This window comes from Streptomyces sp. NPDC045431 (genome assembly GCF_040646655.1).
Classification (GTDB): domain Bacteria; phylum Actinomycetota; class Actinomycetes; order Streptomycetales; family Streptomycetaceae; genus Streptomyces.
The window spans coordinates 62098-75283 of the sequence record NZ_JBEZAQ010000003.1; the positions used below are offsets into that span (position 1 = coordinate 62098).

Below are 13186 nucleotides of genomic sequence, written 5' to 3' on the forward strand. Positions count from 1 at the left end.
GCGCGAAGCCGCGGATGCAGGCGCCGACGGGCGAGAAGACGACGGAGAACTCGTCGCCGGACCCGTCGCGCATCGAGGCCGTCTCCTCATCGGCCGACCAGCGCGCGTCGAACGCGTAGTGCCGGTCGTCCCGTCGGGGGTTGAGTATCGCTTCCAGCATCGCCAGGGCACGGCAGTGGTCGCGAAGCGCGGCGATCTCGGGCAGTCGGCGAACGACGTCGTGAACGGTCACGTGCCCATCCAACCGCAGGGGTCCGACAGCCGCGCCCCCGGCCGCGATGCCCGCTGTGGGTGCCATCGTTGGAGACGTGACTCCCCCGTACGAGGACATCGCGGCCCAGCAGGCGGACATCGCCCGCCTGCTGCTCCACCACATCCACGCCCCCTTGCCCGACGGCTGCTTCATCCGCGGCGTCCTCCCCGCGCCGCCCCCTACCGCGGCGGTCCGGATCGCCACCGGCCCTCAACGCGTGACCTCCCCCGGGTGACGTGATGGTCTGGGAGATCCCTCTGCCTGCCAGCGACGGCCCTGAGGAGCCGGCGAGCCCGAACGACGTCCTCGGCATCGTCCGGGCCTTGAGCACCGGCACTCAGGTCTTCTCCAGCAGCCGCGTCGGCACGGTGATGGGCATGACGCTCATCCGGGTGGATCCGGCGCAGGTCGCTCCCGTCGGCCCGGGGGAGTACGACGACGCCTTCACCGTCCTGCGCACCGTCACCTACCCCTGGACCGAAGAACAGCCCGACCCGCGCCTGCGCGGCTTCCTCCTCCAGGGCTCCGACCGGATGCGCTTGTACCTGGACCGCGAGGACGACACCGACGTGGTCGCCGCCGACGTACGTCCGTCCGGCGCCCTGACCGCGCTGCTCGCCGCCCTGCCCTCCCTGATCGACGAGAGGGAGCGGGCGGTCCCGGGGGACGCCGACGACCCGCACTGCTCCCGCCTGGTCGACCTCACCGGCTGGTAGCCCCTCGGGGCAGGGTCACGCGCCGAGCGTGACGGGCCCGAGACCGGAGGGGAGGTGGAGCACCGCCAGCGCCACGGCCTCGTCCGCTGTGGCGAACCGGCCGAGGCCCGCCGTGGCGAAACCCCTGCTCACTCCGTACGTGCCGTCGCCGTTCGCCATCAGGCAGGGCCCCACGACGCTCAGGCCCGGGCGTGTGGTGGTCGAGAAGCGCAGCGCCCAGTGGCTCGTGAACGGTCGGGTACTTCGAACCGTCCGGTGAGGTGCACGAAGGGTGCTGCCCGGCGGATGCCGGCCAACGATGCCCCGTCGTGCCAGGCCCGGGCGGCTGTGGCGAGCTGCGCCAGGTCGTCCGTCGTTCCGTCGATGAGGGCCGCCCCCTCGAACGGCTCCTCGCCACGGATCGACCACCGCCGCTCGTGCACCCATGCACTGATCTGCAGCGGCTTGGACCTGAGCGCCGATACTCCGTTGCCTGATCGAGAACCCCTTTCCTTTCATCCCCGGATCCAGGCCAGGAGTCGCAGGCGGGTAGGCCACGATCTGCCGGTTGGAGCGGTGCGGGAAGTCGTGTCGCGTTTCCGAGTTTCGCGGGCGAGGCGGTGCTCATCCGCCGCACGTATCAGTTCTTGAGAACGGAGCTGGTGCAGGGTGAGGTGCATGCTGCCCCTCCTACTGCTCGAGCTCCAGGACGTCGGCGACCACGCAGCTGACGTTGTCAGGACCACCAGAGCTTTTGGCGAGGGCTATGAGCTTCCGGACGGCCTGCTCGGGCTCGGTGATCTCGGAGAGCACCCGGTGGATCTCTTCGGTCGGCACGATGGTGGACAGACCGTCGGAGCAGAGCAGGTACCGGTCTCCCCGTCGGGCGTCGTGGAGGCGCATGTCGGGGGTGGCGTCGGCTCCTTGGCCCAGGGCTCGTATTAGCAGCGAGCGCTGGGGGTGGGAGGCGGCTTCTTCCGGGCTCAGGCGTCCTTCGTCGACCATCGACTGCACCATGGTGTGGTCGTGGGTGATCTGGAACAGCTCCGCGTCGCGCAGGAGGTAGACGCGGGAGTCGCCGATGTGGACGAGGGCCAGCTGTGAACCGGTCCAGAGCATCGCGGTGAGCGTCGTGCCGGCCTCTTCGAGGGAAGAGCCGGTTCCTGCGATGCCTTGAACGGCCTGCTTGGCCTGTTCGACGGCGTCTTCAAGGACGTCGAGGAGATTGCCCGCCGGGATGCTGTCGGTTTCCAGGTGCTTGAGCGCGTCGACGGCGGCCGCGCTGGCAGGGGCCCCTTGGGCGCCGTAGCCGTCGGCGACGGCGAGTAGACGGGAGCCGGCGTAGGCGGTGTCCTGGTTGCTTTGACGGACAAGGCCCGCGTCGGAACGGGCGGCGTAACGGATTCCCAGGGGCTTGGCGGTCGGGGACATGGCAGGGTCCTTCCAGGACAGGTGGTCGATGAGGAAGGTGGCCAGGTTCCGCCGTGCGGCGGTGTCGGCCTCGACCTGGGCCCAGAACGCGCGGATCTCCAGGGCCGCCGGACCCGCCTCCAGCGTGCAGACGTGCTGGATCCGCGCGAGGGGCATCCCCAGGCGCCGGAGCCAGGCGACCAGTCGGGCCTGGTCCAGTTGTTCCGGGCCGTAGAGGCGGTAGCCGGTCACCGGGTCGACGCGAGCGGGGGTCAGCAGGCCGAGCTCGTCGTAAAGACGCAGCGCCTTCGGTGACAGCCTGGACGCCTTCGCGAACGCCCCGATGGTCAGCAACCCCATGCTCGTTCCTCCTCATGCCGAGCACATTGCCCGGCCCCACTGATGCTGTGGCTTCCCCCAAGGTGAAGGTCAACCACCGGCCTTCACCCAGGCCACGAGCCCGATTCCCAAGTCCCGACTGGTGTCTCCAGCACCGCGCAGGCTGGGCGCCTGCCGCTCTCTGTCAACCAGCACTGCGAAGCGACGACTATCGCGGGCAGTCACAGCTGGTTACCCCCCGGGAGCGACACACCTGCAAGCATTCGCTTGCAAAAGTTAGCGGGGGTGGTGCACCATCGACCCATGGCATCGCTCAACGTCGGCAATCTCGGTGAGTACCTGCGCGAGCAGCGGCGCAACGCGCAGCTGTCGTTGCGGCAGCTCGCCGATGCCGCCGGGGTGTCCAATCCGTATCTGAGCCAGATCGAGCGCGGGCTGCGCAAGCCGAGCGCGGAGGTGCTCCAGCAGGTCGCCAAGGCGCTGCGGATCTCCGCGGAGACGCTGTACGTACGCGCCGGGATCCTGGAGGAGCGGGAGCGCGAGGAGTTGGAGACGCGCGCCGTCATCCTCGCCGATCCGTCGATCAACGAGCGGCAGAAGCAGGTGCTGCTCCAGATCTACGACTCGTTCCGCAAGGAGAACGGGCTCGATACGGACACCAGCGAGGACGGCGCCTCACCCGAAGTCTGACCCACCCGCGTTCCCGGAGGATCCATAGTGGCCATCATCGAAGAACTCCGTACGCCCCTCTACTTCGCCGCCGGTACGGCGAACCTGGCCGTGCAGCAGGCCAAGAAGGTGCCCGGTCTGATCGAGCAGCTCAAGGCCGAGGCGCCGGCGCGGATCGACGCGGTGCGCAACACCGACCCCAAGGCCGTACAGGAGAAGGTGGCCGCCCAGGCCAAGGAGGCGCAGGCCACCGTGCAGGCCAAGGTGGGCGAGGTGCTCGGCTCCCTCGAGCCGGACCTGAAGAAGCTGGGCGAGACCGCCCAGGACCTGGCGCTGCGGAGCGTCGGCGTGGCCGCCGAGTACGCCATCAAGGCGAGGGAGGCGTACGAGAAGGTCGCCGAGCAGGGCGAGCAGGCCGTCCGGCAGTGGCGCGGCGAGGCCGCCGAGGAGCTGACCGAGATCGCCGTGGCCGTCGAGCCGGACGCCGCACCGAAGAGCGAGCCGAAGGCCGAGCCGAAGGCCGAGGCGAAGACCGCCACGGCGGAGAAGCCCGCCGCCCAGCGGACCGCTCCCGCCAGGAAGGCCCCCGCCGCCCGCAAGCCCGCGGCGAAGAAGCCCACGGCACCGGCCGAGAAGTGACCCTCACCGCCCCGCCGCCACACGCGGCGGGGCGGGGCTCGTGGGAGTACCTTGGCGGCGAGGGAGTGCCCGCACAGGAGTGTCGTCCGCCCACCTGGCGGGCAGACGGGACGTCGCGGACACGACCGAGGGGCTTACATCACTGGTGAGGCGGTGCTCAGCATGTTGATTGAGGGATTCACGTCGTTCCTCTCCTTGATCTACCTGGCGATCCTGGTGATCGCGGTCGTCGCGTTCTTCCTCGCGGCGACGGCCCGCGAGGACGCCTACCGCGCCGCCGACAAGCAGACCAAGCCCTTCTGGCTGATCCTCCTCGGCGTGACGGTCGCGGTGAACCTGCTCGTGCCGTGGCTCTTCCTCCAACTGGCGGGGCTCGTCGCGTCGATCGTCTTCATGGTCGACGTACGGCCCGCCCTCCAGCAGGTGTCGGGCGGTGGCCGGCGCGGCGGCGGCTCCAGCAGCGACGGGCCGTACGGGCCGTACAACGGCGGCCGGTAGCGCCGGCTCCCGACTAGTGGTCCGCGACGCGCGCGTCGCGGGCCAGCAGCAGGACCGCCACGTCGTCCGTCAGCTCGCCGCCGTTCAGGTCGCGGACCCGCGTCACGGCGGCGTCCAGCAGCGCCTCGCCCGTCAGGCCCGACGACAGCTGCTCGTTGATCATCGCGAGCATGCCGTCCTGGCCCAGCCGGGGCGAGCCCGGCCCCGCCGAGCGGCCCTCGATCAGGCCGTCGGTGTACATCATCAGGCTCCACGAGCCGCCCAGCTCCACCTGCCGGCGCGGCCAGCGGGCGCGCGGCAGCAGGCCGAGGGCCGGGCCCCCGTCCTCGTACGGCAGCAGCCGCGCCGCGCGGCCCCGGCGGGCGATCAGCGGCGACGGGTGACCAGCCAGGCACAGCCCGGCACGGCGGCCGTCGGGCGCGATGTCCACGGTGCACAGGGTCGCGAAGATCTCGTCGTTCTCCCGCTCGTGCTCCAGCACCCGCTGGAGCGTCGACAGCAGCTCGTCCCCGCAGAGCCCCGCGAAGGTCAGCGCCCGCCACGCGATCCGCAGCTCCACGCCGAGCGCCGCCTCGTCGGGCCCGTGCCCGCACACGTCACCGATCATGGCGTGCACGGTGCCGTCGGGCGTGCGCACGGTGTCGTAGAAGTCGCCGCCGAGCAGCGCGCGCGAGCGCCCCGGCCGGTAGCGGGCCGCGAACCGCAGGTCCGAGCCCTCCAGCAGCGGCGTCGGCAGCAGGCCCCGCTCCAGGCGGGCGTTCTCCTGCGCGCGCAGCCGCGACTCGGCCAGCTTCACCTGCGCCGAGTCGGCGCGCTTGCGCTCGACGGCGTACCGGATGGCCCGGCTGAGCAGCGGCCCGTCGAGCTCCTCGCGGAAGAGGTGGTCCTGCGCCCCGGCGCGTACGGCCTCGGCGGCGAGCTCGGGCTCGCCGGACGTGGCCAGCGCCAGCACGGCGTGGCGCGGCGCGAGGCGCAGCACGTGGCGGAGCGCCGCGAGCCGGTCGGCCGCCTCGTCCTGCCGGGGTGCCGGCAGCGTGAGGTCGACGAGGACGCAGTGGACGTCGTCGGTGAGCAGCCGTTCGGCCTCGGTGAGGTTGCGGGCGGTGCGTATGCGGACCCGGGTGCCGGAGGCGTCCACCAGCTCCGGGACGGTGAAGGCGCCCGCCGGGTCGTCCTCGATCACCAGGAGCGTGAGCGTGAGGCTGAGGTCCGTGGTCCCGGCGGTTTCCGCGACGGCGGCGGACGCGGCCTGGCCTGAGTCCACCCTCTGTCGCGGTACGGGTACGGGCATCGGTCTGTTTCCTTCCCTCCCCCCGAGGGCGCGGTGGCGCGCCGGTCGACACACCACCAGCCGGGACCATAGCGGTACGCGACGGCCGAACGGAATGGTGATCGGCGAAGAGCGGGTGGCATATGCCGTACGGAGGGAGGTAGTTGGGCATCGGCCCATGACGAACATCACGCGCCCGATGTTGGGCGGGTCACATCCGACAAAGGCTATTTGTCCGGGCGTACGACGCCGAGGATCCGCATCGAGCCCGCCCCGGCCAGCGTCACGTTCCGCCCCGGGCGCGGCGCGTGCACGATCATCCCGTCGCCGACGTACATGCCCACATGGCTCGCGTCGGCGTGGTAGATGATCAGGTCGCCCGCCCGCATGTCCCTGATGTCGATGCGCGGCAGCAGCCGCCACTGCTCCTGGGAGGTGCGCGGGATGGCCTTCCCGGCCGCGCCCCACGCCCGCTGCGTCAGGCCCGAGCAGTCGTACGACCCCGGGCCCTCCGCGCCCCACACGTACGGCTTGCCGATCTGGGCGGTGGCGAACTCGATCGCCTTCCTGCCCTGCGCGCTCGCGCTGCCGTCGACCCCCTTCAGCACGCCGGAGCCCAGCCACGCCGTCTGCGCCCGCGACTGCTCCTGCTGCTCCAGCAGCAGCAGCCGCTCGCGCTCCTCGGCCTCCAGCTGCGACTCCAGTTTCTCGGCCGCGGCGATCTTGGACTCGATGTCCTTCTTGGCCTTCGCCTGCTGGGTGCGGTGGCTCTCCAGCCGGGTCCACTCGGTGCTGGCGTCGGCGGTGTACGTCTCCAAGTCGGTCTGGGCGCGGCTCAGTTCGCCGAGGAGGTCCTGCGTGGCCTTCTGGCCCTGCTGGAGGCGCCCGGCGCCGTCGAGGAAGCGCCGCGGGTCGTTGGCGAGGACGAACCTCGCCTCGTCCGGTATGCCGCCGTTGCGGTACTGGGCGCGGGCGGCCGCGCCGGCCCGCCTCTTCAGGTCGTCGATCCGGGCCTGGCCGTCGACGATCGCCTGCGCGAGCCGTACGACCTCGGCCGACTGCTTCCGCGCCCGCTCCTCGGCGAGGTTGTACGCGTCGGTGGCGGAGGCGGCCTGCCGGTAGAGGCCGTCGATCTCCGCGCGTACCTCTTCGAGGCTCCGGCGCGGCTCCGGCGGCGGGGTGGGCGCGGCGTACGCGGATGAGGTGTACGAGGGTGAGGCGAGCACCGTCAGGGCGCAGACCAACGTGATCGCGGCGGTGACGCAACGGCGTCGGTTCACGGAATCCCCCTCTGGCCCGGCACCTGATTTACCGTCAGTAACTTTTCGCGGACTCCGCGATGGTGCCATGCCGTACGGCAAAGTAACAGGGGGTTTGCCCCCCGGCCCCACACGGCTACGAGCCGCCCCCGGGCGCCAGCGCCGACCACTCCACCGTGAGCTCCCCCTGCCGCCACCGCCGCCGCCCGTCCGCCAGCGGCCAGTCCTCCGCCAGCGCCCGCGCCGTCGCGATCCACCGCTGCCGGGCCCCCAGCGAGGCGTACGGCGACGCCGCCGCCCACGCCCGGTCGAAGTCCCGCAGGAAGGCGTGCACCCGCTCGCCCGGCACATTGCGGTGGATCAGCGCCTTCGGCAGCCGTTCGGCCAGGTCCGACGGGCGCTCCAGGGACCCCAGCCGCGTGGCGAACGTCACGGTGCGCGGCCCCTCGGGCCCGAGCGCCACCCACACGTGCCGCCGCCCGATCTCGTCGCAGGTCCCCTCCACCAGCAGCCCCCCGGGCGCCAGCCGCGCGCACAGCCGCTCCCACACGGCGGCGACCTCGCCCTCGTCGTACTGGCGCAGCACGTTCGCGGCCCGGATCAGCGCCGGGGCGCCGTCCACCGGGACCTCGAAGCCGCCGTGGACGAAGGTGAGGCCCTCGCGCGCGTACGGCTGGGCGGCCGCGACCCGCGCGGGCTCGATCTCGACGCCGACGACCCGGGCGCGGGGGTCGGCGGTGCGCAGCCGGGCCAGCAGCTCGACGGCGGTCCACGGCGCGGCCCCGTACCCGAGGTCCACCGCGACCGGGGCGGCGGCGGCGCGCAGCAGCGCGGGGCCGTGGACGGCCGCGATCCAGCGGTCCATGCGGCGCAGGCGGTTCGGGTGGGTGGTCCCGCGTGTGGTGGTGCCCACGGGGCGGGTGATGCGCGGGGCCATGCGATCGAGGGTAAATGATTTGGCAAACCGGAAATGAAAGGGCGTATTCCGCTGTTGAGCGCGGGAGAGAGGATCGACCCGCGCATCCTCCTTTTGTCATGTCTGAAGGACTGCGGAAGGACGCCGACGTGAGCCAGTACGTGTCCCGGTTCGCCGGCACCCTGGCGGCCGCCACGCCGTCCCGGCTCCGGCTGCCCGGCCGGCCCCGGACGCCTCGCCGGATCGCCATGCTCAGCGTCCACACCTCACCGCTGCACCAGCCCGGCACCGGCGACGCGGGCGGCATGAACGTCTACATCGTCGAGCTCGCCAGGCGCCTCGCCGCGATCAACATCGAGGTCGAGATCTTCACGCGCGCCACCGCCGGCGGCCTGCCCCCGGCCGTCGAGCTCACCCCCGGCGTCCTCGTCCGGCACGTGGACGCCGGTCCGTACGAGGGGCTCGCCAAGGAGGAGCTGCCGGCCCAGCTGTGCGCCTTCACACACGGCGTGATGCAGGCCTGGGCCCGGCACCGGCCCGGCCACTACGACCTCGTCCACTCCCACTACTGGCTCTCCGGCCATGTCGGCTGGCTCGCCGCCCAACGCTGGGGCGTCCCGCTCGTCCACGCCATGCACACCATGGCCAAGGTCAAGAACGCCTCACTCGCCGAGGGCGACACCCCCGAGCCCGCCGCCCGCGTGATCGGCGAGACGCAGATCGTGCGCGCCGCCGACCGGCTGATAGCCAACACCGCGGGCGAGGCCGACGAGCTCAGCCGCTTCTACGAGGCCGACCCCGCCAAGGTCGCCGTCGTCCACCCCGGCGTGAACCTCGACCGCTTCCGGCCCGCCGACGGCCGCGCCGCCGCCCGCGCCCGGCTCGGGCTGCCCGCCGACGCCTTCGTCCCCGTCTTCGCCGGGCGCATACAGCCGCTCAAGGCGCCGGACATCCTGCTGCGCGCGGCGGCCCGGATGCTGGAGCGGGACCCCTCCCTGCGCGCCCGCATGATCATCCCGGTGGTCGGCGGGCCCAGCGGCAGCGGCCTGGCCAAGCCCGAGGGCCTGCAGAAGCTCGCCGCGCGGCTCGGCATCGCCGACGTCGTCCGCTTCCACCCGCCGGTCGGGCAGGAGCGGCTCGCCGACTGGTTCCGGGCGGCGTCCGTGCTGGTCATGCCCTCGTACAGCGAGTCCTTCGGGCTCGTCGCCATCGAGGCGCAGGCGGCCGGCACCCCGGTCGTCGCGGCGGCCGTCGGCGGCCTGCCGGTGGCCGTGCGGGACGGCGAGACCGGCTTCCTGGTGCGGGGCCACGACCCGGCGGCGTACGCGCACGTCCTGCACCGCCTCGCCGACGACCCGGCGCTCACCGCCCGCCTGGGCGAGGCGGCGGCGCGCCACGCGAGCTCCTTCGGCTGGGACACGGCGGCGGCGGCGACGGCCGACGTGTACACGGCCGCCCTGCACGAGCACCGGCGTCACGTACGCTCCCACCATGGCTGACGCAGCGCACGCAGACGCACGGCACACGATCGAGACCGCGCTGGACGACGCCGGGCTGACCTGGGAGTCCCCGGCCACCGGCACGTACGTCGTCACGCTCCCCGGCACGAAGAAGCTCTCCACGACCGTCTCCCTGCGGGTCGGCAACCACTCCCTCTCCCTCAACGCCTTCGTGATCCGCCACCCCGACGAGAACGAGGCGGCCGTCCACCGCTGGCTGCTGGAGCGCAACCTCAAGCTGTACGGCGTGAGTTACGCGGTGGACGGCCTCGGCGACATCTACCTGACCGGCAAGCTGCCGCTCGCCGCCGTCACTCCGGAGGAGCTGGACCGGCTGCTGGGCTCGGTGCTGGAGGCGGCGGACGGGGCGTTCAACACGCTGCTGGAGAAGGGGTTCGCGACGGCCATCCGCAAGGAGTACGAGTGGCGCGTCGCGCGCGGCGAGTCGACGCGGAACCTGGCGGCGTTCACGCACCTGACGACCCCTCGGTCGGGGTCGTAGCCCGCGTCCGATGTCCCACCGGCCGTCCCTAGGCGCTCACTTCGGGCTTCCGGTCCCGCGCGGGGCCCGCGGCCTCCGCCACCCGAGCCGCCTCGGTGGCGGCAGCCGCTTCGACCGCAGCCGCTTCGGCGGCCTCGACGGCGGCGGCTTCCGCCGCCTCGACCGCGGCCGCTTCCGCCGCCAGCGCCCGCCGCAGCAGCAGCGCGTACCCGGCGGCGGCCGTGGTGCCGACCACTGCGCAGCCCAGCCACAGGACGTCCGGGCCGGGGCCGCTGATGACCCAGCCGGCCACGATCGGCGCGATGAACCCGCCCAGCGACCAGGACATGCCCATGACGCCCTGGTACCGGCCACGGGCGTGCGCCGGGGCGAGCCGGGCGGTCGCGGCGGCGTTGGTCGGCACGTGCACCATCTCGCCGATCGTCCACACCACCACGGTCGCGGCGAAGAGCAGCGGCGTACCGGCCAGCGCGGTCGCGCCCGTACCCACCGCGAAGAGGAGCGACGAGACGGTGAGGAGGGCGACCGGCGACCGCTTCTCGGTGACCTTGTTGACGAGCAGCTGGAAACCGACGATGACGACACCGTTGACGGCGATGACCACACCGTACGCGTCCGGCTCCAAGCCCTCCTGGGCCATGGTGAGCGGCAGGCCGACCCACGGGACGGAGAAGACGGTGCAGACGAGCAGGTTGAGCAGCACCAGCGTCCGGAAGGGTCCGTCGCGCAGCACGTCCAGCATGGAGATCCGCTGCTCGTCGGCGGCGCCCTCCTTCGCGGAGGCACTGCCGGCCGCCGGCGCCGTCGGCCGCGTCTCCGGCAGCCGCAGGAAGACGATGAGCGCACACAGTGCGGTCGCGGCCGCGTCGACCAGGAACAGGGTCCGGTAGCCGAGGAAGATCGCGGCGCCGCCGCCGATCGCGGCGATGGCGAAGCCGAGGTTCAGCGCCCAGTAGTTGAGGGCGTACGCGCGCCGGCGGTCGTGCTCGGGCACCTGGTCGGCGATGGTCGCGCCGATGGCGGGCCGTACGGACTGCATGGCCACGCCCATCAGGAGCACCACGACGGCGACGCCCCAGGTGCTGGTGACGAAGGCCAGCGCCGCGGCGCCCGCGGCGGCGGCGAGGTGGCCGGTGACCATGGTCGGCCGTCGCCCCCACCGGTCGCTGAGCATGCCGCCGAGCGGGGCCCCGGCGATGCCGCCGAGCCCGTGGAGGGCGACGACGAGGCCCGCGTACCAGGCGGAGAAGCCCAGCTCCTGGGTGAGGTAGAGGGAGAGGAAGGTGAGGACGAAGGCACCGGTGCGGTTCACCAGCGTCGAGGTCCACAGCCACCAGAAGCCGGGGGGTAGCCCCGACACGGTTCCGCGGAGGGACTGCCGGAGTGAGGCTGTGGACACGTGTACTCCCCTGTAAACGCCCGAGATACTGAGCGCAACTTACAAGCGGGTCGCTCCGCCGAGCCACTGAATTGACGCCAGCCGTCAACCGTCAGCGGCGTCCATTAATCTCGTACGCATGGCCGACGCACCGTACAAGCTGATCCTCCTCCGCCACGGCGAGAGCGAATGGAACGCGAAGAACCTGTTCACCGGCTGGGTGGACGTCAACCTCACCGAGAAGGGCGAGAAGGAGGCCGTCCGCGGCGGTGAGCTGCTCAAGGACGCCGGTCTGCTCCCCGACGTCGTGCACACCTCCCTCCAGAAGCGCGCCATCCGCACCGCGCAGCTGGCGCTGGAGTCCGCCGACCGCCACTGGATCCCGGTCCACCGCTCCTGGCGCCTGAACGAGCGGCACTACGGCGCGCTGCAGGGCAAGGACAAGGCGCAGACGCTCGCCGAGTTCGGCGAGGAGCAGTTCATGCTGTGGCGCCGCTCGTACGACACCCCGCCGCCGGTCCTCGCCGACGACAACGAGTTCTCGCAGGCGGGCGACGCGCGCTACGCCACCATCCCGCCGGAGCTGCGCCCCCGCACCGAGTGCCTGAAGGACGTCGTCGTCCGCATGCTGCCGTACTGGTACGACGGCATCGTCCCGGACCTCCTCGCCGGCCGCACGGTCCTCGTCGCCGCCCACGGCAACAGCCTGCGCGCCCTGGTCAAGCACCTGGACGGCATCTCGGACACCGACATCGCGGGCCTGAACATCCCGACGGGCATCCCGCTCGTGTACGAGCTCGACGCCGACTTCAAGCCGGTCACGAAGGGCGGCACGTACCTCGACCCGGAGGCGGCGAAGGCGGCCATCGAGGCGGTCAAGAACCAGGGCAAGAAGTAACAAGCGCCCGCGAACGAGCCCCCTGCTGCGGTTTCTCCGTGGGCAGGGGGCTCGTCGCTATGCGGGGGCCGCCCGGGCCCGTCCTCCGACAGCGCGGAAAGCGGCGACGGCCGGGGCCTGAAGACCCCGGGGCGGCAAGGGACTTGTCATTGTCCACCTCCCCGCGGCGCTGGCAGACTTCCGCACCATGGCGAACAGCGGACTGTGGGTCGGCGTCCTCACCGCGCTGACCGCGCTCGCGGCCGGCTACATCACCGCGCGGGCGACCTCGCGCGCCGCGCTGGGGCAGGCCCGGACGGTCGCGGTGGCGGAGGCACTGCGCGAACAGCGGGAGCGGCGCCGCGCCACCTACCGGGAGATGATGGGCTGCGCGCACGCCTTCTTCGAGATCACCTGGCAGATCGACGACGTCACGCCGCGAGCGACCGCGAGACGAAGGACCGCCTGCTGACGCGGATGTACGAGCGCACTGCGCCCGCCATCGCGGCCATGAACCGGGCCAACCACGAGGTGCGCCTCGACGGCCCCGCCGAGGTCTCCGAGGCCGCGGAGCACGTACGGCAGCTGAGCCGCCGCCTGCAGCCGCTGCTCAAGGCGCTCATCGGCGACGACAGCCCCGAGCGCAGGCACGCCTACGACGCCGCGTTCGTCGAACTGCGGGACGCGCACCTCGCCTTCATCGGCCTCGCCCGCCACACGCTGGAGGTCGAGGACGACGGCCGGCAGCGCTGAGCCCCGCCCGGTCGCCCGGACGGGGCCCGCGCCTACGCCCGGCCGCTCAGCCGCAGCAGCCGCCGCACTGGCACGGCGCGCCCGACTGGCAGCCGCAGCCGCAGCCCGAGCCGCAGCCGCAGGCGCCGAGGACGGGCAGGTGGACCACTTCGACCGGTGCTGCTTCCTGCTGGGTGCCGCTCACGGGGGAATCTGCCATGGGGTCCCTCCTCAAAGGCGTACGTTCGAA

General features: G+C 72.3%; 17 protein-coding genes. 10 read left to right on the forward strand and 7 right to left on the reverse strand.

What is annotated here, in order from left to right; genetic code table 11:
- Positions 1–308 precede the first annotated feature (308 nt).
- Both AB0A69_RS08705 and AB0A69_RS08710 read left to right on the forward strand, forming a co-directional pair.
- Entirely contained in the window at positions 309–488 is a 180-nt protein-coding gene (locus tag AB0A69_RS08705) for a hypothetical protein (protein WP_361417060.1), read from the forward strand.
- Between the two features lie 88 nt (positions 489–576).
- Positions 577–969, forward strand: coding sequence for a hypothetical protein (locus AB0A69_RS08710; RefSeq protein ID WP_361417063.1), 393 nt, complete (start codon positions 577–579; stop codon positions 967–969).
- A 15-nt stretch (positions 970–984) separates the two neighbouring features.
- Here AB0A69_RS08710 and AB0A69_RS08715 read toward each other — a convergent pair whose 3' ends face one another.
- Entirely contained in the window at positions 985–1467 is a 483-nt protein-coding gene (locus AB0A69_RS08715) for a DUF6193 family natural product biosynthesis protein (RefSeq protein WP_361417066.1), read from the reverse strand.
- A 171-nt stretch (positions 1468–1638) separates the two neighbouring features.
- Entirely contained in the window at positions 1639–2718 is a 1080-nt protein-coding gene (locus AB0A69_RS08720) for a MerR family transcriptional regulator (protein WP_361417069.1), read from the reverse strand.
- 282 nt (positions 2719–3000) lie between these two features.
- On the opposite strand from AB0A69_RS08720, the gene AB0A69_RS08725 reads away from it, so the two are divergent.
- From AB0A69_RS08725 to AB0A69_RS08735, 3 genes are all read left to right on the forward strand, one after another.
- Positions 3001–3387: a helix-turn-helix transcriptional regulator gene (locus AB0A69_RS08725; RefSeq protein WP_361417072.1), complete on the forward strand. Its 387-nt coding sequence runs from the start codon at positions 3001–3003 to the stop codon at positions 3385–3387.
- Between the two features lie 27 nt (positions 3388–3414).
- Positions 3415–4005, forward strand: a complete 591-nt coding sequence (locus AB0A69_RS08730) for a hypothetical protein (protein WP_361417075.1) — start codon at positions 3415–3417, stop codon at positions 4003–4005.
- A gap of 162 nt (positions 4006–4167) precedes the next feature.
- Complete coding sequence (locus tag AB0A69_RS08735) at positions 4168–4503, forward strand: DUF2516 family protein (RefSeq protein WP_361417078.1); 336 nt, start codon at positions 4168–4170, stop codon at positions 4501–4503.
- Positions 4504–4516: 13 nt separating this feature from the next.
- Here the strand turns inward: AB0A69_RS08735 and AB0A69_RS08740 are convergent, their stop codons facing one another.
- The 3 genes from AB0A69_RS08740 to AB0A69_RS08750 all read right to left on the reverse strand — a co-directional run bounded on the left by AB0A69_RS08740 (position 4517) and on the right by AB0A69_RS08750 (position 7969).
- Positions 4517–5794 (reverse strand): fused response regulator/phosphatase, encoded by a 1278-nt coding sequence (locus tag AB0A69_RS08740; RefSeq protein ID WP_361417081.1) that lies wholly within the window; start codon positions 5792–5794, stop codon positions 4517–4519.
- Between the two features lie 206 nt (positions 5795–6000).
- Entirely contained in the window at positions 6001–7053 is a 1053-nt protein-coding gene (locus AB0A69_RS08745; RefSeq protein ID WP_361417084.1) for an NlpC/P60 family protein, read from the reverse strand.
- A gap of 115 nt (positions 7054–7168) precedes the next feature.
- Positions 7169–7969: a class I SAM-dependent methyltransferase gene (locus tag AB0A69_RS08750; RefSeq protein WP_361417087.1), complete on the reverse strand. Its 801-nt coding sequence runs from the start codon at positions 7967–7969 to the stop codon at positions 7169–7171.
- 128 nt (positions 7970–8097) lie between these two features.
- On the opposite strand from AB0A69_RS08750, the gene mshA reads away from it, so the two are divergent.
- Positions 8098–9447 (forward strand): D-inositol-3-phosphate glycosyltransferase, encoded by a 1350-nt coding sequence (gene mshA, locus AB0A69_RS08755; RefSeq protein ID WP_361417090.1) that lies wholly within the window; start codon positions 8098–8100, stop codon positions 9445–9447.
- The gene (locus AB0A69_RS08760) at positions 9440–9949 is read left to right on the forward strand and encodes a YbjN domain-containing protein (protein ID WP_361417093.1); all 510 of its coding nucleotides are present in this window, start codon (positions 9440–9442) and stop codon (positions 9947–9949) included. The genes mshA and AB0A69_RS08760 overlap by 8 nt, the downstream gene beginning before the upstream one ends.
- A gap of 28 nt (positions 9950–9977) precedes the next feature.
- Here AB0A69_RS08760 and AB0A69_RS08765 read toward each other — a convergent pair whose 3' ends face one another.
- Entirely contained in the window at positions 9978–11309 is a 1332-nt protein-coding gene (locus tag AB0A69_RS08765; protein WP_361417096.1) for an MFS transporter, read from the reverse strand.
- Between the two features lie 157 nt (positions 11310–11466).
- Here AB0A69_RS08765 and AB0A69_RS08770 point away from each other — a divergent pair, with 157 nt between their 5' ends.
- The 3 genes from AB0A69_RS08770 to AB0A69_RS08780 all read left to right on the forward strand — a co-directional run bounded on the left by AB0A69_RS08770 (position 11467) and on the right by AB0A69_RS08780 (position 12957).
- Entirely contained in the window at positions 11467–12225 is a 759-nt protein-coding gene (locus AB0A69_RS08770; RefSeq protein ID WP_361417099.1) for a phosphoglyceromutase, read from the forward strand.
- A gap of 187 nt (positions 12226–12412) precedes the next feature.
- Positions 12413–12676 (forward strand): hypothetical protein, encoded by a 264-nt coding sequence (locus AB0A69_RS08775; RefSeq protein ID WP_361417102.1) that lies wholly within the window; start codon positions 12413–12415, stop codon positions 12674–12676.
- Positions 12677–12681: 5 nt separating this feature from the next.
- On the forward strand, positions 12682–12957 hold the full coding sequence (locus tag AB0A69_RS08780) for a hypothetical protein (RefSeq protein ID WP_361417105.1): 276 nt from the start codon (positions 12682–12684) through the stop codon (positions 12955–12957).
- Positions 12958–13003: 46 nt separating this feature from the next.
- On the opposite strand, the gene AB0A69_RS08785 is transcribed toward AB0A69_RS08780, so the two are convergent.
- The gene (locus AB0A69_RS08785) at positions 13004–13156 is read right to left on the reverse strand and encodes a hypothetical protein (RefSeq protein ID WP_355355655.1); all 153 of its coding nucleotides are present in this window, start codon (positions 13154–13156) and stop codon (positions 13004–13006) included.
- Positions 13157–13186 lie beyond the last annotated feature (30 nt).